The 25,228-nt window shown below is 71.4% G+C and carries 20 protein-coding genes and 1 pseudogene; 6 read left to right on the top strand and 15 right to left on the bottom strand.

Annotated elements, in window-relative coordinates:
• Positions 1-15 precede the first annotated feature (15 nt).
• The 6 genes from AB0J33_RS30605 to AB0J33_RS30580 form a co-directional block, all read right to left on the bottom strand.
• Positions 16-1,302 (bottom strand): ABC transporter substrate-binding protein, encoded by a 1,287-nt coding sequence (locus AB0J33_RS30605; protein ID WP_363618532.1) that lies wholly within the window; start codon positions 1,300-1,302, stop codon positions 16-18.
• A gap of 83 nt (positions 1,303-1,385) precedes the next feature.
• Positions 1,386-2,486, bottom strand: coding sequence for a branched-chain amino acid ABC transporter permease (locus tag AB0J33_RS30600; RefSeq protein ID WP_363618530.1), 1,101 nt, complete (start codon positions 2,484-2,486; stop codon positions 1,386-1,388).
• Entirely contained in the window at positions 2,483-3,361 is an 879-nt protein-coding gene (locus tag AB0J33_RS30595; protein WP_363618528.1) for a branched-chain amino acid ABC transporter permease, read from the bottom strand. Before AB0J33_RS30595 ends, AB0J33_RS30600 begins: the two co-directional genes overlap by 4 nt.
• A gap of 30 nt (positions 3,362-3,391) precedes the next feature.
• Positions 3,392-4,114, bottom strand: coding sequence for an ABC transporter ATP-binding protein (locus tag AB0J33_RS30590; RefSeq protein WP_363618526.1), 723 nt, complete (start codon positions 4,112-4,114; stop codon positions 3,392-3,394).
• Between the two features lie 58 nt (positions 4,115-4,172).
• Entirely contained in the window at positions 4,173-4,961 is a 789-nt protein-coding gene (locus AB0J33_RS30585; protein WP_363618524.1) for an ATP-binding cassette domain-containing protein, read from the bottom strand.
• Positions 4,962-5,097: 136 nt separating this feature from the next.
• Positions 5,098-5,997 carry an alpha/beta hydrolase gene (locus AB0J33_RS30580; protein ID WP_363618522.1) on the bottom strand — a complete coding sequence of 300 codons (900 nt, stop codon included), beginning with the start codon at positions 5,995-5,997 and terminating at the stop codon, positions 5,098-5,100.
• A gap of 184 nt (positions 5,998-6,181) precedes the next feature.
• On the opposite strand from AB0J33_RS30580, the gene AB0J33_RS30575 reads away from it, so the two are divergent.
• Positions 6,182-8,443, top strand: coding sequence for a catalase (locus AB0J33_RS30575; RefSeq protein WP_363618520.1), 2,262 nt, complete (start codon positions 6,182-6,184; stop codon positions 8,441-8,443).
• A 106-nt stretch (positions 8,444-8,549) separates the two neighbouring features.
• Here AB0J33_RS30575 and AB0J33_RS30570 read toward each other — a convergent pair whose 3' ends face one another.
• Positions 8,550-9,422 (bottom strand): LLM class F420-dependent oxidoreductase, encoded by an 873-nt coding sequence (locus tag AB0J33_RS30570; protein WP_363618518.1) that lies wholly within the window; start codon positions 9,420-9,422, stop codon positions 8,550-8,552.
• 149 nt (positions 9,423-9,571) lie between these two features.
• Here AB0J33_RS30570 and AB0J33_RS30565 point away from each other — a divergent pair, with 149 nt between their 5' ends.
• From AB0J33_RS30565 to AB0J33_RS30555, 3 genes are read left to right on the top strand one after another with little or no spacing between them, the layout of a single operon-like run.
• Positions 9,572-10,723 carry an acyltransferase gene (locus tag AB0J33_RS30565; protein ID WP_363618516.1) on the top strand — a complete coding sequence of 384 codons (1,152 nt, stop codon included), beginning with the start codon at positions 9,572-9,574 and terminating at the stop codon, positions 10,721-10,723.
• Positions 10,720-11,862: an alanine racemase gene (gene alr / locus AB0J33_RS30560; RefSeq protein WP_363618514.1), complete on the top strand. Its 1,143-nt coding sequence runs from the start codon at positions 10,720-10,722 to the stop codon at positions 11,860-11,862. Before AB0J33_RS30565 ends, alr begins: the two co-directional genes overlap by 4 nt.
• Entirely contained in the window at positions 11,859-12,881 is a 1,023-nt protein-coding gene (locus AB0J33_RS30555) for a D-alanine--D-alanine ligase family protein (RefSeq protein WP_363618512.1), read from the top strand. Before alr ends, AB0J33_RS30555 begins: the two co-directional genes overlap by 4 nt.
• Positions 12,882-12,899: 18 nt before the next feature.
• Here AB0J33_RS30555 and AB0J33_RS30550 read toward each other — a convergent pair whose 3' ends face one another.
• Genes AB0J33_RS30550 through AB0J33_RS30535 form a run of 4 tightly spaced genes read right to left on the bottom strand, consistent with a single transcriptional unit; the run spans position 12,900 to position 16,549 of the window.
• Positions 12,900-13,406 (bottom strand): hypothetical protein, encoded by a 507-nt coding sequence (locus AB0J33_RS30550; RefSeq protein ID WP_363618510.1) that lies wholly within the window; start codon positions 13,404-13,406, stop codon positions 12,900-12,902.
• On the bottom strand, positions 13,403-14,860 hold the full coding sequence (locus AB0J33_RS30545; RefSeq protein ID WP_363618509.1) for a HAMP domain-containing sensor histidine kinase: 1,458 nt from the start codon (positions 14,858-14,860) through the stop codon (positions 13,403-13,405). Before AB0J33_RS30545 ends, AB0J33_RS30550 begins: the two co-directional genes overlap by 4 nt.
• Positions 14,857-15,549: a response regulator transcription factor gene (locus tag AB0J33_RS30540; protein ID WP_363618508.1), complete on the bottom strand. Its 693-nt coding sequence runs from the start codon at positions 15,547-15,549 to the stop codon at positions 14,857-14,859. Before AB0J33_RS30540 ends, AB0J33_RS30545 begins: the two co-directional genes overlap by 4 nt.
• Positions 15,550-15,565: 16 nt before the next feature.
• A complete protein-coding gene (locus AB0J33_RS30535; RefSeq protein WP_363618506.1) occupies positions 15,566-16,549 on the bottom strand; it encodes a phosphatase PAP2 family protein in 984 nt (327 codons plus the stop codon).
• A 269-nt stretch (positions 16,550-16,818) separates the two neighbouring features.
• Between AB0J33_RS30535 and AB0J33_RS30530 the strand changes: the two genes are divergently transcribed.
• Entirely contained in the window at positions 16,819-17,325 is a 507-nt protein-coding gene (locus AB0J33_RS30530) for a winged helix-turn-helix domain-containing protein (protein ID WP_363618504.1), read from the top strand.
• 69 nt (positions 17,326-17,394) lie between these two features.
• Here the strand turns inward: AB0J33_RS30530 and AB0J33_RS30525 are convergent, their stop codons facing one another.
• On the bottom strand, positions 17,395-21,777 hold the full coding sequence (locus AB0J33_RS30525; RefSeq protein ID WP_363618502.1) for a S8 family serine peptidase: 4,383 nt from the start codon (positions 21,775-21,777) through the stop codon (positions 17,395-17,397).
• A 284-nt stretch (positions 21,778-22,061) separates the two neighbouring features.
• On the opposite strand from AB0J33_RS30525, the gene AB0J33_RS30520 reads away from it, so the two are divergent.
• Entirely contained in the window at positions 22,062-22,589 is a 528-nt protein-coding gene (locus tag AB0J33_RS30520; protein ID WP_363618500.1) for a winged helix-turn-helix domain-containing protein, read from the top strand.
• A gap of 163 nt (positions 22,590-22,752) precedes the next feature.
• Here AB0J33_RS30520 and AB0J33_RS30515 read toward each other — a convergent pair whose 3' ends face one another.
• The 3 genes and pseudogenes from AB0J33_RS30515 to AB0J33_RS30505 all read right to left on the bottom strand — a co-directional run.
• Positions 22,753-23,952: an OFA family MFS transporter gene (locus tag AB0J33_RS30515; RefSeq protein ID WP_363618498.1), complete on the bottom strand. Its 1,200-nt coding sequence runs from the start codon at positions 23,950-23,952 to the stop codon at positions 22,753-22,755.
• A 122-nt stretch (positions 23,953-24,074) separates the two neighbouring features.
• Positions 24,075-25,052: an NrfD/PsrC family molybdoenzyme membrane anchor subunit gene (gene nrfD / locus AB0J33_RS30510; protein ID WP_363618495.1), complete on the bottom strand. Its 978-nt coding sequence runs from the start codon at positions 25,050-25,052 to the stop codon at positions 24,075-24,077.
• Positions 25,049-25,228 (bottom strand): annotated as a pseudogene (locus AB0J33_RS30505) (4Fe-4S ferredoxin); the annotation flags it as partial. The gene nrfD and the pseudogene AB0J33_RS30505, both read right to left, overlap by 4 nt.

The raw sequence follows: 25,228 nt of genomic DNA, 5'->3' as shown, positions 1-25,228 counted from the left end.
CGGGTGTGCGGGTGCTCAGGAGACGGTCGGCACCCCGTTCGCGGGCGGCGCGGCCGGCGTGGCGGTGTACTCGTTGACCGCCCCGTCCGCCTCGTCGGTCTCGTACGCCGGCCCGAAGTAGCTCTGCACTCCCCCGCTCACCCGGCTCAACCGCTGGCCGCCGTAGCCGGAGTGGTCCTTGGCGGAGAACCGCAGCGGCACCAGCCCGGGGCCCTGGAAGCCACCCTTCTGCACGGCGTCCAGCACCTTCTCCCGGGTGAGGTCCTTGCCGGCGGCGAGCAGCACCTGTACGAAGAGGTAGCCGACCGACATGCCGTAGACGGTGTTGCCGTCGAACGGCGCGTCCCCGTTGTGGGTCTTGTTGACCTTCGCGAAGAGCTGGATCCACGGGTTGGCGGTGTCGTTCTGCATCGGCAGGTAGTTGGTGCCGACCATGCCCTCCAGCAGCGGCGCGGCGGCGCCGAGCTGCTTGGCCAGGGTCGGGTGGTCGGCGCCGACGTTGGAGACCAGCCACTGCGGCTTGAAGCCCAGCCGGGCGGCGGTGCCGATGGAGAGCGCGGTGAAGCCGGGCACGGTGGCGAGCACGACGACCTGGCAACCGGCCGCCTTGAACGCCCCGATCTGCGGCGCCACGTTGGTGTTGCTGGTGACGTACGTCTGCTTGACCGCCACGGCGCCGGCGCCGAGCACCTTCTCCACGCCGGCCAGGCTGTCCCGGCCGAAGTCGTCGTCCTGGCCGAGGAAACAGACCTTCTGGCCGGCCAGGTTCGCCTTCGCGTAGTTGGCGAGGATCTTGCCCTCGACCGTGTAGTCCGGGTTGAACCCGAACGTGCCCGGATACTTGTCCGGCTGGTCCCAGCTGCGGCTGCCGGAGGCGACGAAGAGGTCGGGCACCCGGTTGCTCTTCAGGAAGTCGAGCACTCCGGTGTGCGTCGGCGTGCCCAGACCATTGAGGATGGCGAAGACCTTGTCCTGGAGGACGAGCTGGCGGACCACCTGCTGGGTGTTCGCCGGGTTGTAGCCGTCGTCCATGATCTTGTAAGTGATCTTCCGGCCGTGCACCCCGCCGTTGGCGTTGACGTAGTCGAAGTACGCCTTCGTCGCCGGGGCGATCTTTGAATAGCCGGCCGAGGCCGGCCCGGTGAGCGGCATGTGGGTGCCGACGACGATCTCGGTGTCGGAGACGCCCGGCACCGAAGCTCCGCCGGGACCGGAACCGTCGTCACCGCTGCAGGCAGCGGCGGCGGCCAACAGGGCGATGGTGCTGGCGATCGCGAGACCACGTTGTGCCGAACGGTGCATGGAGAACACCGACCTTTCTCGGTCCGAGTGTCACGGGAACGGTGTGGTGGTGGGCGCCCGGCCGGAGCCGGGCTCAGAACAGCTCAGGAACGCCGGGCCCGCAGGCGCCGACCAAGACGGGACAGCAGACCCTGCACGCCGCCGGGTGCGGCGATCATGACGACGATCAGGGTCACCCCGAAGATCGCCAATGGCAGGTTTCCCTCCAGCCGCTGCGCGACGGCGGGCGAGAGCGTGAGCAACTCGGTCACGGAGTGGGTGAGATCGGGCAGGGCGACCAGCAGGACCGCCCCCCACAACGCGCCGGCGAGCCGGCCGAGACCACCGATCACCACGGCCATCAGCAGGAACAGCGACAGGGTCAGCGAGAACGCCCCGGGCGAGACGCTCTGCGCGAGAACCGCCAGCAGCGCGCCGCCGAGCCCGGCCGTGGCGGCGCTGACCACGAACGCGAGAACCTGGGTACGCGCCACGTGGATGCCGGCGAGACGGGCCGCCACCTCGTCGTCGCGGACCGCGCGGAAGGTGCGCCCGTACCGACTGCGGATCAGGTTCGCCAGCAACAGCAGGGCGAGCAGGGTGGCCGCACCGGTGAGCCAGAGCTGCCACCGCTCGTAGGGGAAGTACGGGCCGAGCGCGAGTGGCGGCGGCTCCACCGGCACCGACAGCCCCTGCTCGCCGTTGAACACGCCGTCGAAGGTGACGGCCAGCGCCGGCACGACCACCGCCACCGCGAGGGTGACCCCGGCCAGGTACGGGCCGCGCAGCCGGGCCGCGGCCACCCCGACCACCGCGCCGACCGCGACCGTGCTGACGATCGCCGCACCCAGCGACAGCGGCAACAGCCAGCCGCCGGTCATCCCCCGGTCGGCGAACGCGTTCTGGCACAGCGCCACGGTGTACGCCCCGGTCGCCATCAACGCCCCGTGCCCGAGCGACAGTTGACCGTTGAGCCCGGTGAGGACGGTCAGCCCGGCGGTCGCGCAGAGATAGGCGGCCACCGTGGCGAGCTGGAAATTGCGGAACGGCTCGACGGCGTAGCTGACGCCCAGCAGCAGCACCCCGGCGACGAGCGCCACCGCGAGGTGACGCAGCAGGGTGGAGCCACCCCGCCGGTCGATCCGCCGGCCGGGCGGGTCGGCCGGGCGCTGGCGCGGCGGCACCGCCGCCCTGGTGGCGCTCACACCCGCCTCGCCGCGACCGGGGCGAACAACCCGCCGGGTCGGACCAGCAGCACCGCCAGCAGCAGGACCAGCACCGCGAGCGGGGTGAGGTCGCTGCCGGCGTAGCCGCTCACGTAGGAGAGCAGCAGACCCACCACCAGGCCGCCGACCACCGCCCCCGGTGGACTGTCCAGGCCCCCGACCACCGCCGCGGTGAACGCCGAGACGAACACCAGGTCCATCGCGTGCGGGTGCAGGCCCAGCTCGGTCGGCAGGACCAGCATGGCGGCCAGGGCGCCCACCCCGGAGGCGAGCGCCCAGCCGAGCGTCAACATGCCACCGACGTTGACCCCGAGCAGCCGGGAGACCTCCGGAGCGAAGGCCGCCGCCCGCATCCGCAACCCCACCGGGGTACGGGCGAACATCCAGGCCAGGGCGCTGACGACCACCCCGATCGTGGCGAAGACGAACAGGTCGTACGGCGACAGCACGGCGACCCCGCCCACGGTGAGGGCGGACCGGCTGAACGGCGCCTCGGCGGGGCGGAACTCGCTGCCGTACACCATGCCCAGCACGGCCTGGATCAACAGCACCAGCCCGAGCGCCACGATCACGGGGTTGAGCGGGGAGGCGTGGTCGACGTGCCGCATCACCACGCGGTCCACCAAGGCACCGAGCAGCAGGCCGGCGACGATCGCGACCACGAAGCCCAGCCAGTAGGACCCGGTCGCGGTGCTCACCGTGTAGGCGACGTACGCGGCGGCGACGGCCATCGCCCCCTGGGCGAAGTTGACGACCCGCGCCGCCCGCCAGATGAGCACCAGGGCCAGCGCGAACGCGGCGTACACCGCGCCGCGGGACAGTCCGTCGACGGTGAGGAAGACGAAGCGGTCCAAGAGTCCTCCCTCCGGGGGACGAGGTGGTGGTCAGAAACCGAGGTACGCGTGGCGCAGGTCGACGTCGTCGCGCAGCTGCGCCGCCGGGGCGGCGATCACCACCCGACCGAGGGACATCACGACGCCCTGGTCGGCGACGGCGAGCGCGCTGCGCACGTTCTGCTCGACCAGCAGGACGGTCAGGCCGGTGCGGTCACGCAGCTGGCGCAGCAGGGTCATGGTCCGGGCGACCACCCGGGGCGCCAGGCCGAGCGACGGCTCGTCCAGCAGCAGCAGACGCGGGCGGCCGACCAGGGCCCGGCCAAGCGCGAGCATCTGCCGCTCACCGCCGGAGAGCTGATGGCCGAGGTGCCGGCGACGGCGGGCCAGCGGCTCGAAGAGCTGGTAGACCTCGTCGAGGGCCCGCCCCGCGTCGGCCCGGTCGCGCCGCCACAGCCCGCCGAGCCGCAGGTTCTCGTCGACCGTCAGCTCACTGATCACGCCCCGCCCCTCCGGGACGTGCGCCATGCCGCGTCGGACGAGCTGCTCCACGGGCGTACCCCGCAGGTCCTCCCCGGCGAGGACGACCTGGCCGGCGGCCGGGCGGATCATGCCGGAGAGCGCGCGCAGGAGGGTGGTCTTGCCGGCGCCGTTCGCGCCGACCACGGCGGCGATCGTGCCGGCCGGGACGGTGAGGTCGATGGCCCGCAGCACGGGCGCGGCTCCGTAACCGGCCACCAGCCCCCGCACGACGAGCAGGTCGGTGCCGCTCACTGCGAGCCACCTTTCGTTCGCGACTGCGGGGCTCGCAAACCCGGCTCACTCCTCGCGCTCACGGAGACACCTCTTCCTCGACGGTGGCACCGAGGTAGGCGTCGGTGACCGCCGGGTCGTCGCGGATCTCGTCCGGGGTGCCGGCGGCGATGACCCGGCCGAAGTCGAGCACCACGAGGTCGTCGCAGACGGCCATCACCAGGTCCATGTGGTGCTCGACCAGGAGCACCGCGCAGGGGTCGGCATCCCGCCGGGGCAACTGCCGGACCAGCTCCGCCAGCTCGGCGATGTCGTCGGCGCCGAGACCACCGGCTGGCTCGTCGAGCAGGAGCAGCCGGGGTCGGGCGGCCAGCGCGCGGGCCAGGGCGACCCGCTGGCGTACGGCGAAGGGCAGCGTGGTCGGCGCGGCCCCGGCGTGCTCGACGATGCCCAGCTCGTCGAGGATGCCCAGGGCGTCCTCGCGGAGCCGGCGCTCGTCACGGTCGCTGGCCGGCAGGCCGAGCAGCGCCGGGACGAAGCCCGCGCGGGCGGTGTGGGAGGCGCCGGTCATCACGTTCTCCAGCACGCTCAGCCCGGCGAAGAGCCCGGTGCCCTGCAACGTCCGGGCGATGCCGAGCCGGGTCAACCGGTGCGGCCGGGGCCGCAGCGGCTGGCCGTCGAGGGTGAGTGAGCCGGTCTCCGGCGCGACGAAGCCGCAGATCACGTTGAAGAGGGTGGTCTTGCCCGCGCCGTTGGGCCCGATCACGCCGACCACCCGGTTGGGTGGCACCCGCAGGGAGACGTCGTCGAGGGCGGTGAGGCCGCCGAAACGGACGCCGATGTGGTGCAGTTCGAGGCCGCGCTCCATCACCCATCCCTCTGTCGTGGCGGGTGTTATTTACACTCGCAGTGTACGTTTCCGGGGTACGGCGTCAAGACCTTCTATGCCCCCGCGGGCAGACGGACGGGGCGGCCGCCAGCGGCGACCGCCCCCGACACCGCCGTCAGGCGCTGGGGCAGGTGTTGCGGTACTCCTCGATCTGCGAGCCGCTCGGGCCGGGGCAGAGGAACTGCTCGTAGCGGGTGTCGTCGTCGACGAACCGCTTCAGCCAGGCCACCATCTGCCGCGCGGTCGGCGTGTTGGTGGTCTGCGGGAAGAAGTGGCTCGCCCCGTTCAGCTCCAGGTACGCCTTCTCGGCGGAGGCCGGGATGCTGTTGTAGAACGGCACGGAGTGCGACGCGACCGGGGCGACGGTGTCGCTCTCACCACCGACGATCAGCGTCGGCACCCGCAGTTCGGACCAGATCTTGTCCGTGTTCCACGGTGCCAGCGGCACGGCGGCCTGCAACGAGGGCCGCGCCGAGGCCGCCTCCAGGCTGCCCCCGCCGCCCATCGAGTGACCGGCGACCGCGAGCCGACTGCTGTCGATCCGGCTGCGCACCGAGCTGCGCTCGGTGAGGTAGTCCAGCGCGGCGAGCAGCTGCCGACCCCGGCTGTCCGGCTGGTCCAGTCGGGTGTTGGTCTCGATGCCGATCACCACGAAACCGTGCGAGGCGATGCGCGGTCCGAGCCAGCTGATGCTGGACCAGGCGGCGGTGTAGCCGGGCGAGATGGCGATGGCGCCGAAGGTGCCCTCGCTGGTGCTGGTCGGGTAGTAGATGACGCCGCCGCCGAAGCCGGTGACGCTCAGCGAGGACACGCTCTGCGAGGCCGTGGCGAAGGGGCCACGGCTGGCCTCCAGGATCGCGGTGGTCGGGGCCGGGCCCCGCTCGTACGGGCCGGCGGCCTGGGCCGCGCCGGACGATCCGGCCAGGACGCCGCCGGCGGCCAGGACGGCGGCCAGCGCTAACCGGGTGGCTCGGGCTGCGACGGAACGGGGACGGGTGGTGGTTGGTGAGGACACGTCGGGCACTCCCTAGAGTCGAGGGATATCGACGTGTGTCAGTTTTGGCTGCTTCGCCGATCCCGGCATCGGCGAAATCACCAGTCCCGGCGCAGGATGCCGGGACCAGTTGTGTTTCGACCCTCTGACCAGGGGTAGCAGGGCAGGCGCCGGCCCGCCCACGTGCCATGGAGAGGTTCATTCAGTGGATTCCAGCAAGCCCGCCCAGGCGGTCAAGAACGCCGTGAAGACCGCCTCAGGAAAGATCGCCGACGCCCTCACCCCGGATGTCCCCGGTGCGCCCGGAAGCGCGCCACCGACCGTCGAGGAGCCGACGACGCCGCACGACCCGCTGCCGCCGAAGCCGGAGCAGGGGGCACCGCAGACGCGTACGCCGACCGGCGCCGAGACCGGCGCGCCGACGACCGCCAACGGTCAGCAGGGGGCCTACCTCACGACCGCCAACGGGGCGCGGCTGCGCGACACCGACCACTCGCTCAAGGCCGGACCGCGCGGCCCGGTGCTCCTCCAGGACCACCACCTACGCGAGAAGATCACGCACTTCGACCACGAACGCATTCCGGAGCGCGTGGTGCACGCCCGCGGCGCCGGCGCACACGGTGTGTTCACCGCGTACGGCACCGCCGAGGCGGTCACCAGGGCCGGCTTCCTCAAGAAGGGGCGCGAGACCGAGGTCTTCGTCCGGTTCTCCACCGTGCTCGGTTCGCGGGGCTCGGCCGACACGGTCCGCGACACGCGCGGGTTCGCCACGAAGTTCTACACCGACGAGGGCACCTTCGACCTGGTCGGCAACAACATGCCGGTCTTCTTCATCCAGGACGCGATCAAGTTCCCGGACATCATCCACGCCGGCAAGCCGCATCCGGACCGGGAGATCCCGCAGGCGCAGAGCGCCCACGACACCTTCTGGGACTTCGTGTCGCTGCACACCGAGGCGCAGCACCACACCATCTGGAACATGTCCGACCGGGGCATCCCGCGCTCGTACCGGACGATGGAGGGCTTCGGCGTGCACACCTTCCGCCTCGTCAACGAGGCCGGGGAGACGGTGCTGGCCAAGTTCCACTGGAAGCCGAAGCTGGGCGTGCACTCGCTGACCTGGGAGGAGGCGCAGTTGCTCGGCGGCATGGACCCGGACTTCCACCGCCGGGACCTCTACGACGCCATCGAGGCCGGCGCGTACCCGGAGTGGGAGCTGGGCATCCAGGTCTTCCCGGACACTGCCGAAGAGACGTTCGCCGGCATCGACCTGCTGGACCCGACGAAGATCGTGCCGGAGGAGTTGGCGGAGGTGCAGCCGATCGGCAGGCTGGTGCTCAACCGCACGCCGACGAACTTCTTCGCCGAGACCGAACAGGTCGCCTTCCACCTCGGCCACCTTCCGCCGGGCATCGACGTCACGAACGACCCGCTGTTGCAGGGCCGACTCTTCTCGTACCTCGACACGCAGCTCACCCGGCTGGGCGGGCCCAACTTCGCGCAGATCCCGATCAACCGCCCGCACGCCGCCGTGAACGACATGCTGCGCGACGGCTTCCACCAGCACGCCGTGCACGCGGGCGTCGCGCCGTACCGGCCGAACTCGCTCGACGGCGGCAACCCGTTCCCCGCCGGGGACGCCGAGCACGCCTTCGTCGACGTGCCGGTCACGGTCGCGCAGGCACCGAAGGTACGCGCCAACCCGGCCTCGTTCGACGACCACTACAGCCAGGTCCGCCTCTTCTGGCTGAGCATGTCGCCGGTCGAGAAGGAGCACATCATCCGGGCGTACACCTTCGAGCTGGGCAAGTGCTACCACCAGGCGATCAAGGAACGGCAGCTGCAGAGCCTCGCCAACATCGACCCGGTGCTGTGCGAGCAGGTGGCCACCGGGCTGGGCCTGCCCGCGCCGCAGCCGAGCGTGCCGCTCGCCGACGTCACACCCAGCCCGGCGCTGTCGCAGGTCGGTCGGGAGTGGCCGAGTGACGGCCGCGTGATCGGGATCGTGGTGGACCCCGACGGCGACCTGGACGGCGTCGACGAGGTCCGTCAGGCCGTGTTCGGCGCCGGCATGGTGCCGCTGCTGGTCGCCCCGCACGGCGGTCTGGTGGGCGACCTGCCGGTGCAGCGCACCTTCGCCACCGGTCGGTCGGTCGAGTTCGACGCGGTCCTGCTGGCCGGAGCGCCGGCACCCGCACCGGATGCCCTGCCCGCCCGCGACGCCAAGGCGGGCCGGCCGGCTCCGGCGACCGTGGACCCCCGCGTGCTGCTGTTGGTCGAGGAGTGCTGGCGGCACGCCAAGGCGATCGGCGCCTGGGGCGCCGGCGTCACCGTGTTGGAGCAGGCCGGCGTCGCCGGCACCCCGGGCGTCGTGGCGGCGGGTTCCGGCACGGAGGCGCTGACGGCGGTGCAGCAGTTGATGGCCGCGCACCGGGTGTGGGAACGGTTCCCCGCCTCGGTCGCCTGACCCAGCCACGGAACGAGGGCTGTCCTCCGCTTGGCCGGGAGGGCAGCCCTCGTCGGTGTCCTGACCGCGCTTCGTGCACAGTGGTCAGCCGCACCGCCGCCAGGATTCAGCCGATGGCGGCCAACCGGGGCAGCACCTCCTCGCCGAGCCGCTGGGCGAACTCGACCGGGTGCCGATCCGGCGTCACCTGCACCTCGCTCACACCGAGCGCGGCGTACTCGGACACCTCGGCGAGGAACCCGTCGGTGTCGGCCAACGGCGACCGGGCGGCGACCACGGTCTTCTCTACGGTGTCGTAGTCGCGGCCCTCGGCGGCGCAGTGACCGCGCAGCACGTCCAGCTTGCGCGCGATGTCGTCGATGCCGCCGCGACCGAACAGGTTGCAGGCGTCGGCGTAGCGGGCCACCAGCAGCAGGGTCTTCTTCTCTCCCCCGCCGCCGATCATGATGGGCGGGTGCGGGCGGCTCAGCGGCTGCGGCGAGTTGATGGTCTCGGCAAGCTGGTAGTGCTTCCCGTCGAACGGGCCGTCGTCGTCGCTCCACATCTGTCGGCAGACACGCAGCGTCTCCTCCAGTCGCTCGAACCGCTCGGCCACCGGCACGACCGGCACCCCCAGGCCGAGCTGCTCCCGCTCGTACCACGACGCGCCGATGCCGAGGCGGGCCCGGCCGCCGGAGAGCACGTCGAGGGTGGTCACGGTCTTGGCGAGCAGACCCGGATACCGGTACATCACGCCGGTGACCAGCACGCCGAGCGTCATCCGCTGAGTCTTGGCCGCGACGTAACCCAGCGTGGTGTACGCCTCCAGCATCGGCTCCTCGGCGGTGAACACCGAGTCCATCTGGAAGAAGTGGTCCATCACGGTGAACGACGCGACGCCGGCCTGCTCGGCGATGGTCGCCGTCTCCGCCAGGGTCGGTGCGATCGCGGCCGGGTCGGCCGGCGTCGAGTAGTTCCAGTAGTGCAGCCCGATCTTCATGTTCGGCACCTCCCCACACGAGCCTAGTGCCGCCCTGGGCCCGCCGGGGCGACTCGGAACCGCCTGCGGCACGGGCCCGGCCGCGGCCATTACCAACCCATGACAATTCGTGGATCACCCGGGGATATCCGGCTGGCAACTTGTGGTGAGTGATCCAACTGCTGTCTCGTACCGAGCCCCGGACGGTCGGCCCGAGCCCCGACGCGACCCGCGTCCGGTTCCGCCACCGGCCGCGCACCAGATCCACACCCCCGCCCGCCAACGGATCGGAGCGGGCGCGGTGGGCCGATGCCGCCAAGGGCGTCTGCATCATCCTCGTCGTGCTGTGGCACGTCGTCGTGAAGGACTATCTCCAGATCGACTGGCACCTCGGCCTGCCGGTGCCGGGCCTGTGGGGCACGCTGGGTGAGCAGTTCCTTCCGCTGCGGATGCCGCTGTTCTTCACCATCTCGGGCGTCTTCGCGGCGAACGCCGTCCAGCGGCCGTGGCGGGTGGTCGCCCGCAGCCGGATCGCCGGGTTCCTCTACCTGTACGGCGTCTGGCTGCTGATCCACACCGTGGTCCTCGCCGCCGCGCCGGAGCTGCCGACCGACCGCGCCACCTCGGCCCTCGACCTGCTGGCGCAGCTCACCATCACCCCGTCCAACCTCTGGTACCTGTACGCCCTGGCGCTGTACTTCACGATCGCCAGGGCAACCCGTCGGGTGCCCCGGGCGCTGGTCCTGGTCCCCGCCGCCGCGCTCTCCGCCGTCGCCGCCGCCGGCCTGCTCGACACCCCGGGCAACCGTGCCGGCCTCTACCAGAACCTGGTCTTCTTCCTCGCCGGCCGGTACCTGCGGACGCAGATCCACCAGTGGGCTGCCACCGCCGATCGACGCCGGCTGTTGCTGACCTCGGCCGCCTATGTCCTGGCACTCACCGCGATGGCGGTGACCGGCGCCCAGCAGTGGTTCGGGGTCTGGCCAGCGGTCTCCGCGCTGGCAGTGATCTTCGGCATAACCGCCGCAGTCCAGCTGGCCCGGAGGTCGGCGCTCAGCGAACCGCTGGCTAGGCTCGGCCGCATCACGCTGCCGATCTACGTCGTCCACATGCCGGTTCTGGCCCTGCTGCACCGGCTGTTGCTCGTACCGGTTTCCGGGCTGGGTCGGTCCGCTCAGGGCCTGATCGTGCTCGGTTATCCGATTGTGCTGACCTGCCTGGTGATCGGCCTGAGCCTGGCCATCCACCGTGGGCTGCTGGCGGTCCGGGCGGGCTGGCTGTTCGCGCTTCCCGGCCCACGCCGGCTGGAGGCGACCGGATGAGCACCCTGGCCGAAGCGCTGGTCGACCTCGACGCGATCGTCACCAACGTACGGACGATCGCGTCGGTCACCAGCACCGGGCTGATGGCCGTGGTGAAGGCGGACGGGTTCGGCCACGGCGCCGTGCAGGTGGCCCGTGCGGCGCTGCGTGCCGGCGCCAGCTGGTTGGGGGTGACCTCGGCGGCCGAGGCCCTGGCCCTGCGCGACGCGGGTGTGACCGCACCCACCTTGAGCTGGCTGCACGGCCCGCACGACGACTTCGGTATGTTGATCAACGCTGGCGTCGACGTCGGCGTGTCCACGACGACGCACCTGCACGCCGTCGCCGACGCGGCCCGGCTGCTCGGCGCACCGGCGATGGTGCAGCTCAAGGCGGACACCGGGCTGTCCCGCAACGGGGCCGCCGGGGACGACTGGCCCGAGTTGGTCGGTTGGGCCCGCAAGTACGAACGGGAGGGCGGGATCCGGGTGCGCGGGGTGTGGTCCCACCTCGCCGACGCCGATGTGCCGGGCGCACCCGAGCTGACCCGGCAGGTGGCGAACTTCGAGGAGGCGCTGCGGGTGGCGCGTTCGGCCGGGCTCGACCCCGACCTCGCCCACCTGGCCAACTCGGCCGCCGCGCTCTGCGCCCCCCGGACCCGCTTCGACCTCTGCCGGATCGGGATCGCCCTGTACGGCGTGGATCCGTTCGGCGCGAGCGGTCCGGGCGAGTTCGGGCTGCGCGCCGCGATGACCCTGCGGACAAGCGTGGTCAACGTCAAGCGGGTGCCGGCCGGCACGGGTGTCTCCTACGGGCCCGAGCACGTGACCAGCACACCGACCACGCTGGCGCTGCTGCCGCTCGGCTACGCCGACGGGCTGCCCCGGGTCACCGGCGGTCGCGCCTCGGTGTGGCTCGCCGGTCGGTGGTGCCCGATCGTCGGGCGCATCGCCATGGACCAGTGCGTGGTCGACGCCGGGGATCTTCCCGTGGCGATCGGCGACCCGGTCGTGGTGTTCGGCCCCGCCGACGGTGACCAGAACCCTCCGACGGTCGTCGAGTGGGCCCGCTGGGCCGACACCAACCCACACGAGATCTTGACCGGCATCGGGGCCCGGGTGGCCCGCGACCACCTCCATCGAAGGGCACGGACTTCATGACAACCCGACTGGCAGTGCTGTACGGCGGGCAGAGCGGCGAGCACGAGGTGTCCCGCCGCTCGGCGGCGAGCATCCTCGCCCACCTGGACCGTGAGCGGTACCGGGTGACCGAGGTGCTCATCGACCGCGACGGCGGGTGGCAGGTCGACGGCCGGCCGACGCCGCTCCCTGCGGCGTTGCGTGTCCTGCGCGCCCAGGATGTGGTCTTCCCGGCCCTGCACGGCCCGTACGGCGAGGACGGCACCGTGTCGTCGCTGCTGGAGTGGCTCGGCGTGCCGTACGTCGGCAACGGTGTCTTCGCCAGCGCCGCCGGCATGGACAAGGGCGTCACCAAGCGGCTTCTCGCGGCGGAGGGCCTACGGGTCAGCCCGGGGGTGACCCTGCGTCCCGGCGAGGACCTGTCGCCCGACGACCGGCATCGGCTGCGGCTGCCGGTCTTCGTGAAGCCGGCCCGCGCCGGGTCGAGCCTGGGCGTCGTCAAGGTGGACGACTGGGCCGGGGTTCCGGCCGCGCTGGAGCAGGCCCGGCAGGTCGACCCGAAGGTGCTCGTCGAGCAGGGGGCACGGGGACGGGAGATCGACGTGGCCGTCCTGCAACACCCGGACGGCCGGGTGCAGGCCGGCCCGCCGCTGGAGATCCGGGTGACCGGTGCCGGCTTCTTCGACTACGACGCGAAGTACGACGGCGGGGCGCTCTTCCAGATCCCCGCCCCGCTCGACGCGGCGACCACCGAGGTGCTGCAGGACCGGGCGATCCGCGCCTTCCAGGCCCTCGACTGCCGGGGGCTGCTGCGGGTCGACTTCTTCCTGCCGGCCGAGGGGTCACCCGAGCCCATCGTGAACGAGGTCAACACGTTCCCCGGTTTCACCGCCGCGTCGCAGTTCCCGCAGATCTGGCAGCAGGCCGGCATCGGATTCGCCGACCTGATCGACATCCTGATCGCCGGCGCGCTGGCCGACCAGGACCACGGCCGCTACGGCGGGTTGCCCCGTCGGGAGCGCGCGGTCGACCTGGTGTGAGCGGCGCGCGGTGCCCGGTCAGCCGATCGGGCACCGCCGGGGCGACCGGGCGCCGTCCGGCCCGACGATGGTGACCGGGACGAAACTCTTCGTCTGGCCGGTCTGTGCCGCCGCGTCGGCCACCGTGCAGACGATCTGGTCGACCGCGTTCTCCGACAACGCCCGCGCCGTGGTGGTCGTCCGCACGGTCAGCCCATCGGACTGGTCCGGCGCGGACGTCACCGTGACCGGGTCGAGCCCGGCGGGCACCTCACTGGTGAGGCCCTGGCGGCGTTCGTTCTCCTCCGGGCCGGCCGCGAGCAGGGCGAGGACGTCGGCGAGTGGGGGTGCCACCTTCGCCGGGCGCAGCACCAACGCGAGTTCGCCCTGCCCGATCAGGTAGACGCCGACGCCCTGCGCCGGGCCGCTGACCGCGGAACGACCGGTGATGACCCCGCTGGGCCGCACCCCGCACCCCGCCGCGACCAGCGTGGGCAGCAGAAGCCCGCCGGCGAGCAGCGCGCGAACGATCCGCCGACCGGTCACCGGGCACCTCCGGCGTCGGTCGTGTCGCGGGGTAGCCGGAGCGTGAAGATCGCGCCGCCACCGGGACCATTGCCGGCGACCAGGGTCCCCCGGCGCTCGCCGTGGCGGTGCAGGCGTGCGTTCTCCCAGGAGATGGCGAGGCCGAGGCCGCTGCCCTCGGATCGGGTACGCGCGGTGTCGGCCTTGTAGAAGCGGTCGAAGACGTGCGGCAACACCTCCGGGTCCAGTCCCGGTCCCCGGTCGGCCACCTCGACGGTGACCCAGTCCGGGTCGGCGCTCATCCGCACGGAGACCGGTTCGGCACCGTGCCGGAAGGCGTTGCCGACCAGGTTGGCGACGATGACGTCCAGCCGGCGGGGGTCGAGCCGGGCCACGACTCCGGGCGGTAGTTCGGCGCGTACCCGGTCGGCCCAACCGCGGATCCGCAGGGTCGCGGTCACCGCGGCGGCCACGTCCACGTCGTCCAGGGCGAGCCGCGCCGTGCCGGAGTCGAACCTGCTGACCTCGATGAGGTCGTTCACCAGTTGGGTGAGGTTCTGCGTCTCCTGGCTGACCAGCCGAGCGGCCCGGCCCGCGTCTCCGGGCAGGTGGTCGGCCTCCTCGTCGAGCACGTCGGTGACCGCTGTCATCGCTGCCAACGGCGTACGGAGTTCGTGCGAGACGTCCGCCACGAAGCGGCGGGCGTCGGATTCCATCCGGCGCAGCTCCCCCACCTGCCGCTCCAGCGTGCCCGCGGTGTCGTTGAAGGTCCGCGCCACGTCGGCCAGCTCGTCGACGCCCCGGACGGTCAGCCGGGTGGTCAGGTCGCCCTCGCCGAGGCGGCGCGCCGCCCGGCCCAGGTCGCGTACCGGCCGCAGCACGCCACGGGCGGCCAGCAGGGCCAGCAGGACGGCGAGGGCCAGGGACAGCGCACCGGTCAACCACGCCAGAGTGGCGAGCCGGTCGATGCTCTGCTGCTCGGGCAGGAGGCTGCGCACCGAGTAGACCTGCAGCCCGGACGGCCGGGACGTGCCGTCGGACCGGTCGAGCATCAGTTCGGTGCCGATGAGCAGCGTGGGTTGCCCGTCCAGTGAGACACGCTGCCAGGCGATGTGACGCTCGCCGACCTCCTGCCGCAGCTCGGCGGTGAGCGGGTCGGGCGTCAACGAGCCCTGCGACCGCATGTCCCGGTAGACGACCACCGCGAATCCCTCCCGGTCGGACAGCCGCTGGGCCAGCAGGTCCAGCTCGTCCTGGGTGGGCGGGAGCTGGGCGATCGGGTAGACCTTGGTGAGCTGGTCGGTCAGCGACACCACGGCGGCGTCCTGTGCCTGTTGGAGGATGACCTTGCGGGCCTGGATGTAGCTGCCGCTGGCCACGACCGCCGTCGTGGTGACACCGAGCAGGGCGAACGCCAGCAGCAGCCGGACCCGCAGGCCGGAGACCCGGGCGGCGAACCGGTGCCAGAAGGTCACAGCGGCCCGAACCGGTATCCGAAACCACGCACGGTCTGGATGAAGACCGGCGCCGACGAATCGGCCTCGATCTTGGCGCGTACCCGCTGGACGCACGCGTCCACGAGCCGTGAGTCACCGAGGTAACCGTGCTCCCACACGGCCTCCAGCAGCTGCTGGCGGCTGAGCACCTGCCCCGGTGTGTGCGAGAGTTCGAGCAGCAGCCGCAGCTCCGTCGGGGCGAGGCTGACCGGCGTCCCGTCCTTGCTGACCACCAGCGCGGCCCGGTCGATGGTCAGCGCGCCGTGTTGTTCCGGGCCGGCCCGCTCGCCGCCGCGCCGCGAGTCGCCGCCGGTCCGTCGCAGCACCGCGCGGATGCGCGCCTCGAGGACCCGGGCCTGCACCGGCTTGACCACGTAGTCGTCGGCGCCGGCCTCCAGGCCCGCCACCACGTCCATGTCGTCGTTGCGGGCGGTGAGCATGATGATCGGCAGGTCGCCGAGTTGCCGAATCCGGCGGCAGACCTCGAACCCGTCCATCCCGGGCAGCATGAGATCGAGGACCACGACATCCGACGGGGTCGTGCGCAGCCGCTCCAGCCCCTGCTCACCGGTCCCCACGGCATGCACCGTGTGACCCTGCCGGGTGAGCGCCAACTGCAGTCCGTCGCGCACCGTCTGGTGGTCTTCGATCAACAGCACGTGGGACATGTCGCCAAGTATCCCATCATGACATCTTTCGCACGGCGGTCGATGGCCGTGACCGCGCGGGCCCACGCACCGGAATCGGCACCGCGAAATCCGTCGCACGCACCAGGAACACCACCGCGCCCACCAGGAACATCGTCGACGCGGCCGTGGCCACGATGGCGGCCAGCGCCCCGCGTTGCAGCGACGCGGCCAGACCGGGCACGACCACCAGCAGCGCCCCGAGCAGCCCCACCAGCCCGACGCCCGCCTCGGCCAGCCCGCGCCGGCGGCTGCCGCCAACCGGACCGCGGGCCGCGTCGCGGTCGCCGGGCCAGGCCGTCAACGCGGCGGCGGCCAGGCAGAACACGGTCACCCCCAGCAGTACGCCACCGAGCACGTCGCTGAACCGGTGCCAGCCCGCGATCATCGTGGCGGAGGCGATCGCCGAGACACCCGCGGCGCCCGGCACCGCCAGATACCGCCGCGCCCACCCGGGCAGGACCAGCATGAACGCCAGCAGCAGGGCGGTCGCCGCCGCGACGTGGCCGCTGGGGAAGCTGTTGTGGGTGGTCGAACTCTCGATCCGCAGATCCGGACGGGGCAACGCCGACTTCACCGCGCCGGCCACCAGCACCGTGCCGACGACCACGCCCACCCCGACGACCCCGGCCACGAGTCGGCGGCGGAGCGCACCCAGCAGCAGCACCGCGCCGAGCAGCGCCGCGATGAGCGTCGGACTGCCGAAGGTCGCCAGCACGGTCTTGGCCGGACCCACCAGGTCGGTCTGTTGCTCGTACCCGCCGCCGCGCTCGGCACGCGGCAGGAGCACACCGTCCAGCCACTGCCCGGGGTACGTGCGGACGAAGACGGCGGCGGTGAGGACCAGGGCGACCAGACCGCACAGCGCCGCCGCGAACAGCCGAAGCCCGAGCGGCACCGCGGCGCGGGTGTGGGGCAACGGTCGCGCCGGCTGCGGGCCGGGCGTCGACCGCCCGACGGAGTACGACGATCCGATGGACATGACGACCATGCTCGCCCCGGCAGGTCCGTACGCCGTCCACGGAATGTCTTGGTTCTGTCACAACCACCCCGCCGCTCCCGCGGAAGCGGATCGTCGGCGGTGGGCCCGGGTGGACCTGGACGACCGAACGGGATTCACATGCTTACATGCAACTATGTTTTACCCAGCCGAGATCAGCCACCACTAGGGTCAGGACGCCGATCGATGTCTGGTTCGGTGTGCGAAAAATCCATCCGGAGTGAGTTGGGGAACCGGAAGGTGTTTGCGGAATGCAGGGAATTCCAGTTTCCAGCCTGGTCATCGGCATCGCATCCTCGCCGGCCGAGCGCCGGCATCTGGCCCGGCTGCTCGGCGGCAGTGACGCCTTCCTGATCGTCTCGACCGTCGACCAGGCACGAGAGTTCCTCGGGGTGGTCGAGACGCCACCCGCGCCGGCTGCCCCGACCAGGACCATGCTCGCCGAGGTGGCGCCGAGCCCACAGCCACCGCCGCCGGACCTGGCCGTCGACTCCGACCGCCGCGTGCTGCGGTGGCGCGACCAGGAGATCGACCTGACCCGGCTGGAGCACGACGTCCTGCTCTGCCTGGTGCACGCACCCGGGCAGGTCTGGACCTATGAGCGGCTGCACCTTGAGGTCTGGGGCAACCGGCACCTCGGCCGCGGCTCCGACATGCACTCGGTGATCCGCCGGGTGCGCGGCAAGCTCGCCAGCCTGAACGCCGCCGCGACGATCCACTCGGTACGCGGCGTCGGATTCCGGCTCGCCCCCGTCTGATCACCCCGGACGCGGGCCGGCCCGCCTGGTCTGCGACCAGGCGGGCCGGACTCGTCTAGCGATCGGGCGTCAGCACCTGATGGGCGCCAACCCGAAGTTCTCCACGGTGGGAGTGGTGGTGTCGATCCTCGTCTGACGGGTCTGCGGCTTCCAGCCGTCCTTGGCGACGATCATCGTGAGCGGGTTGTTGCGGCGGTCCACCCAGTAGGCGTACTTGCCCTCGGCATCGGTGGCGAAGGTGTACGACGCCGCCCACGAGTCGACCTGCACGACCGCGCCGGTGAGCGGCGAGGTCGCACCCTGGCAGCTGGTGCCGGTGACCGTACCCATGAGCTTGCCCCAGGTCTTCGGGGGGTTCGCGGTCATGGTCACCGCGACCGGCGCCACCGAGTACGGGGTGTTCTCGGAGATCCCGACCGCGCCGGAGTAGGTGCCCGGCTGGTCCACGTTCGCCGTCAGACCGACGGTGACCGTGACCTTCTCACCCGGTGCGAGGGTGACCGCCGACTTGTCGATGGTCATCCAGCTGACGTCGGCGGCCGACTCGGAGCATCCCTCGAAGCCCGGGAGCGCCTCGCTGTCCGGAGCCGCGTTGAAGCTGCCGGACGAGCCGCCGATCTTGTAGAAGCCGCACGCCGCGCCGCCGCGGTACCGCGCGGTGTTCGCGTTCGGCAGGTTGGACCACGAACCGGCGGCCGGGTCGAAGGCGAAGCCCGCGTTGCTGATGGCCCCACCCTGCGAACCACCGACGACGAGGAGCTTGCCGTTGGCGACGGCGTACGCGCTGGCCCAGTTGTCGGCCGGCGCGTCCGCGATGGCGGTCCAGGTGTTGGCACCCGGGTCGAAGGCGTAGCTGGACTTCTGCGCGGCGGAACCGTCGTTACCGCCGGTGCAGTAGAGGACGCCGTCGATCCCGCCGCAGGAGGCGAAGGCCACCGACTTCGGGTAGTTGGCCATCGTTTCCCAGCTGTCGGTGCCCGGGTCGTACCGGACCACGCTGTTCGACATCGGCAGGCAGGCCGCGGTCGTGCAGCCACCGACCGCGTACAGCTTGCCGTCGACGACGGCCTGGCCGGCGGCGGCCCGCGGCGCCGGGTTGTCGGCCAGCTCCGTCCAGGTGTTCGCCCCCGGGTCGTACGACCAGGTGGCGGAGTCCGGGCCGGCGTCGCCCCAACCACCAGTGACGATGATCTTGCCGTTCACCACGCCGGCGGTCAGGGCGTTGCGCGCGCCGGGAAGGTCGGCGATGGCCGTCCAGGTCTGCGCGGCCGGGTCGTAGGCGTAGTTCTTGGTGGTGGAGGCGCTACCGTCGCCGCCACCGAGCGTGTACACCTTGCCGTCCAGGTTGACCACCCGGTTGTCCATGATCGCGGCCGGGTAGTCGGCGATGTCGGTCCACGGCGCCGCCTGCGGGCCGACCGCCGCGGCGGCGGCCTTGGCCTCCTTGCCGGACGCCTTGGCGGCGAACGACGTCGGTACGGTGAGCCGCTGCTCCGGAGCGCCGCTGGACCCGAGCACCTCCTGCCGGGTGACCTTGGACCCGTCCGCCCGGAGGAGTTCGAATCCGTTGTCCCGCTCGCTGAACTTGACCTCGACCGGCGCGCCGCCGGTGTTGGTCACCGTGAACGTCTTGCTGGTCTTGCCGTTGGGCATCTGCAACGTCGCGCTCAGCTGAGTCGGCGTCACCGACAGTCGACCGGCCGCGAGCTGGAAGTTCGCCGTGGTCGCCCAGTCGGCCTCGACGTCGACCTGCTTGGTCTGGCTGACGTAGTTGCCGGCGGTCGCGGTGAACGGGTGCGAACCGGTCAGCGACGAGTAGATCCAGTAGAAGCCGTCGGCCAGCCCCGGGTCGTCCGGGGTCGCCACGGTGACGGCCTTCTCGGCGGGCCGGTCCTTGCTGGTCACGGTCGCGCCGTTGACGTAGCTGTCGTCGTTCTTGTCGCGGACGTTGCCGACGACCAGACCGCCGTCGACCGGCACGCAGGTGACCTGGCTGCCGATCAGGACGTTGTCGACCTCCCACCACCACTCGTACGAGGCGTCGTAGTAGTGGAACCGCACCTGCACCTGCGCCTTGCCGGCGGCCTGCGGGATCGGGATCTCGGTCAGCTTCGGCCCTCGGACGTCCGTCTCCTGCCGGAGCACGTTGGTCCAGGTGGCACCGCCGTCGATGCTCAGGTCGACGTCGGCGGTGTCGTCGTTGAGCTGGTTGAAGTCCTGGTTGAACCGGATGACCGGGGCCGTGACGCCGGTCAGGTTGACCACCGGGCTGACCAGGGACGAATCCTGGCTGCTGCCGGCGCCGTAGGCGTCACTGTCGATCATCGCGAAGTTGCCGCTGCCGCCGGTCAGGTTGCCCCGGTCGCCATCGTCGGTGAACTTCCAGACCTGACCGCTGCCCGCGTTGTCCACGACGGTCCAGCCGGCCGGCGTGGTCGTGGCGTCGAAGGTCTCGTACTCACCGTCGGAGCCGAACGTGTATCCGGGCGCGGTGGTGCAGACGGTGGTGTCCACCGGCACCGCGACGTTGGCGGTGACGTTGCCCGAGCCGACCACGACCTCCTTGGTGACCGTCTGGTAGCCCGGGTACTGCGACTCGTACCTCAGGGTGTAGGTCTGCCCGGCCGGCAGCTTGATGCTGTAGCGGCCGTTCGACGGGGTGGTGTAGTCGTAGACGCCGGACACGCCGGTCACGGTCACCTTCGCGTACAGCGGCCAACCGTGACCGGAGCCGTCGGTGACCGATCCGGTGACGTTGACGCTCGGCACTGCCGTGAGCGCGACGTTGAGCGTCGTGGTCGCCCCCTTGGTGACTGTCGCCGGCTTGGTGGTGCTGCCGTAGCCGAACGCCGCCACGGCGACCTGGTAGTCGCCGGTCGGGAGCTGGGTCGAGAACTTGCCGTCGGCGCCGGTGGTCAGCTCACGCGCGGTCGGGCCGGTCAGCGTCAGGGTCGCACCGGCGATCGGGGCGCCGGTGGCGGAGTCGGTGACCGTGCCGGCCAGAGTACCGATGTCGCCGGTCGGGGCGGCGTCGAGCAACGCGAGGGCGTCCAACCGGCCCTCGCCGTAGACGTTGTTGTCGGCGGCGGTGCCACCGCACTGGTCGTCGGCCTTGTCGACCGCCGCGCCGTTGAGCAGCGCACGGGTCGCGGCGACGTCACCGATCAGCGACGGAGCCGCCGAGTACAGCAGCGCGATCGCACCCGCGAGGTGCGGCGCGGCCATCGAGGTACCGCTGATGCTGCCGTAGGAACTGCCCGGAATACTCGACCGGACGTTCACACCCGGCGCCGAGATGTTGGGCTTGATCTCACCGTTCTGACCGGCGCCGCGAGCGGAGAAGCCGGCGACGTTGTTGTTGACGTCGTACGCGCCGGTCGAGTAGTTGCTGGCGAGGCTGCCCGGCGAGCCACTGCTCTGGCAGGCCGGTCCACTGTTGCCGTTGGACCAGACGCCGAAGATCCCGGACGCGGCCCAGGCGTCCGTCACGTCCTCCATGAACGGCTCGTTGGACGGGTCCCGGGTGCCCCACGAGTTGTTGATGACGTTCGGTCGCTTGCTCGCGTCCGCGTTCTGACCGTTGAGGTCCAGCGGTTCGAGCATCCACTGACCGGATTCGACCAGAGCGGCGTCACTGGGGCAGCAACCGTTCGCCGCGATCCACTTCACTCCGGGGGCGACACCGATCTGGTTCGCGCCTTCGGAGCCGGCCATGGTGCCCATCGTGTGCGTGCCGTGACCATCGCCGTCGCAGGGGGCGGTCGCGCAGGCGCCGGTGGCCTCGGCAGCGTTGAACCAGTTGTAGTTGTGGTCGAACGTCCCGTCACCGTTGTTGCCCCGGTAGGAGTTGACCAGCGCCGGGTGGTTGAACTGCACCCCGGTGTCGATGTTCGCGATGGTGATGCCCTCGCCCTTGACGCCGTACTGGGACCAGACGTCGTCAGCGTTGATGTTGGCGATGCCCCACTCCAGGGCGTTCACGGTCTTCTCGTCGGTGCCCTTGGTGGTCTCGGGCACCTTGTAGGCGACCGGGGCGTAGAGGCCCTCGACCTCCGAGTGCCCGGCGAACTTCTGCGCCATCGCCAGCGAGCCGCTGCTCACCTTGATCGCGTTGGTGGCCCAGAAGGTCTGGTACTTCGCGCCCGAGCTGTCGAGGTCGGCCCGGATCTTGCCCTGGCTCGCCGCGGCGGTCTTGCGCAACGCGTCCGCCACCGCCGTGCCACGCTTCGACCAGTCCTTGATGGCACTGGCCTTGCTGAGGTCGGCCCGGTCCTTGAACCGGATCCAGAAGTCCCCTTCACTCTTGGCCTGAAGCTGCTTGGCGAGCTCCGGTCGGATCTTGTCGCCGGTCGGGGCGCCCGCCCCCATCGCACCGCCCGGCGCGGCCTGCGCGCCCGAGCCGATGGTGGCCAAGCATGTCGCGACGAGGACCGTCGCCGCGCCGGCGCTCACCAGTGATCTGGCTGTGCGCCGCCATTGTGGACGTCTGAACATCGGTGCTGCCTCCCTCAGAACGACCCAGGGTGTGATGGGCCATGGTGGAACTCCCCCCATGCACCGCGCGGGTCACGCCGGTTGCCCGAGTGGACACTATGATCGAGAAGAACGGACGATCAAGAACTTGCCGTGAGCAACTTGTCGCTAAGAGTTGCCCTGACAGGCGGCGCGCCTGCCAATCATTGTCAGGACCATGACGAGAGCTGGGCAGGGATGCCCATCGATCCCGGGCGGTGCGGGTGGCCGAAGACGACGAGGCAACGGCGAACAGGGATGATCCGGCCGACGAGCCGTTCCCACTGCTGATCGCCGTGACCCCGTCGGCGGCCGAGCGCATCCGACTCGCCGAGATTCTGGACGGCATCGCACCGCTCCTGCTGGTGTCCGACCTCGACGAGCTGCGCCGGCTGATCTCCGCTCCGCAGCAGGCCGCCACCCCGCCCGAACCAGCGCCGGTCGTCACCCTGGTGATCGACTCGGCACGCTCCAGTGCCCGCTGCGGAGACCGGGAGGTCGACCTCACCCGCCTGGAACACGACCTGCTGACCTGCCTGATCACCGAGCCGGCCCGGGTGTGGAGCTACGCCGAGCTGCACCGGTCGGTCTGGGGTGACGAGGGGCGCGAACGCAAGGCGGACGTGCAGTCGCTGGTGAAGCGTCTGCGCCGCAAGCTGCACGACCTGGGCACCGGCGCCACCATCGATGTCGTTCGCGGCGTCGGGCTTCGCCTGACCGATCACCAACAGGCGCGGGTCGAACGATCCTGACAGCGCCGGGTGACCCCCCGGCCGACAGCGTCGATCATGGAGTTGTGGTGCCGGACTTGGCACCCGACGACAGGTTTGTCGCCCACCACAACTCCATGATCGACGAGCGGGGGTGGGAGCGGGGGTGGGGGTGGGCGGGGGCGGGGGGGGCGGGGGGTCGGGTTTAGCGGTTGGGTGACGGGGGGCCTGGGTCGGTGGGCATTCGGGTGATCGGTGGTAGCACCAGGGCCACCAGGGCCACGATCGCGATGACCGTGAACGGCAACGTGTAGCTCTTGCCGCTCGCCTCGTAGAGCAACGCCGTGACCAACGGGCCGACCACGCCCCCGATGCTCCAGGCCACGATCATCGCGCCGTAGATGGCACCGCCGTTGGGTGTGCCGAAGTAGTCGGCCGCGGTGGCGGGCATCGTGCCGAAGCCTCCCCCGTAGGCCAGGTAGACCAGCGCGGCGAGAACCGCGAAGAGCGCGAGCGACGCCGCGTGCGGCAGGATGAAGAAGCAGATCGCCTGCAACAGCAGCATCCCGAAGAACGCCGCCATCCGCCCGGTGCGGTCGGACAGCCACGCCCAGACCACCCGCCCGGCGCCGTTGAACAGACCGAGGACGCCGACCAGGGTGGCGGCGGTCGCCGCGCTCGCCCCGGTGATGACCTGGGTGGCGTCCGACGCCTGGGAGATCAGCGCGATGCCGCAGGCCACGTTGAGCGCGAGGATGCCGGTGAGCATGTACCACTGCCGGGTACGCAGGGCCTCGCGCAGCGTGTAGACCCGGGTGCCCGCGAGGGCCCGACCGGTGGTCTTCGGGGTGAACCCGGGCACCTGGTAGCCGGCCGGCGGGTTACGGAAGAAGGACGCGCCGAGCAGGATCGCGATCAGGTACGCGACGCCCAGCGGGAAGAACACGTGCGTCGGGTCGTCGGTGCCGTTGAGCAGCCGCTTCGCCACCGGGGCGACGATCACGGCGCCGAAGCCGAACCCGGCGACGGCGATACCGGTGATCAGTCCGCGCCGGTCCGGGAACCACTTGGACAGCATCGCGATCGGGGTGATGTAGGCGGCCCCGAGGCCGATGCCTCCGAGCACGCCGTAGGTGAGCACCAGCAACCAGAGGTCGTCCTTGGACGAGGTGAGCGCGGCCAGCATGTTGCCGACCGCGTAGAGCACGCCGCCGCCGAGCGCGACCGGTCGTGGCCCACGCCGGTCCTGGATACGTCCACCGATCAGACTGCCGATGAAGATCGTCCCGATCGCCACCTCGAACGGCAGCACCGCCTGCCACTTGGCCCAGCCGAACTCCTGCTGTAGCGGTGTGTTGAACACACTCCACGCGTACACCGCGCCGAGCGCGAGTTGCACGAGCACGGCGGCGATGACGAGGTTCCATCGCCCTCGCGTCGGTGTGGGTCTTCCTGCGTCAGTTGCGGTGTGTGCCATGAGCTGAGTCCCCCGTCTGCCGGCTCATTGGCTGGCGCCTGCTGGTCGAGCTATGTCCCCTTCTCGGCCGGCGACCGGCCCTCCCGTCGATCGAGTCGCTCCCGTTGCGGCACCACCGTGTACTTCGGGTCCCGCGCCGAGGCCATGCCGGCCTCGAAGACGCCGAACCGGGTGGCGACGGACGAGGCGACGAGAGCTGCCCCGGAGAGCGCCGACAGGACCGGGCTGCGTCGGCTGAACAGCGCGGCGACCGCGCCCACGCCGAGTAGCACGCGCCCGGCCTTGACGAGGCGACCGCTGCGACCGCGCCGGTAGGGCTCACCGGTCAGGCCCATCCGCTCCAGTTGGCGACCGCCGAGTACCTCGGTGGTCGCGGCGGCGAGGGCGAGTCGCCGCAGCGGGGCGGTCTGGGAGGCGGGCGCGGCGATCAGACCGATCCCGGACGCGGCGGCGAGGGCGCTGCCGGCGAACACGAACGGCAGTGAGGGGTACGCGTCGTGCCAGGACGGTACGGCGGTGTCGGCGAGAAGCACCCCGGTGTAGGTGGCCAGCGCCGGGGCGGTCGCCGCGGCGGCCAGCCCGGCGACGTCACCGACCGGTGGCGCCAGTCGACGGGCGAGGCCGAGCACGCCGTGCCGGGGCAGTCGCGGCGCGATCTCGGCGACCGCGGCGACACCGGCCAACGGCCCGAAGACGGTGAGGATCCAGGTGCCGACCGACATCGGCGAGGTCAGCTTGGCGATCCGGAGCATGTGGTGGAACCGGGCTGGTCGACCGAGGTCGTGCACCAGCAGGTACGCGCTCGCGGTGACGCCGCCCAGCGCCGTCCACCGTCCCACCTGCCGCAGGTCGGGTCGGCCGGTCAGCTGCGCCCCCGCGCCGATCAACGCTCCCCCGGCGGCGAGGCCGCCGGTGAACAGGTAGCCGGCGATGTCGCGCTTCCACACCGGCGGTTTGAGGATCGGGCGGCCGTAGTAGGAGGTGAACTCGGCCGGCGGCACGGTGAGCCGCTCACCGCCGCGGGTCATGCTCGCCTACCCAGGAACGCGAACACGGTCGCGGCGGTCATCGCCAGGGCGGCGAGGCCGGCGCGTTTCCACATGGCCGGCAGGTCGCGGGTGGTCACCACCGGGTCGGGCGGCAGCCCGTACACCTCGGGTTCGTCGAGGAGCAGGAAGAACGCCCCGTCACCGCCGACGCCGTC

Source organism: Micromonospora sp. NPDC049645, assembly GCF_040675155.1.
In the GTDB taxonomy this organism is placed as follows: domain Bacteria; phylum Actinomycetota; class Actinomycetes; order Mycobacteriales; family Micromonosporaceae; genus Micromonospora.
Note: the sequence above shows the minus strand (reverse complement) of the source record. Positions and strands in the feature narration are given on the sequence as shown.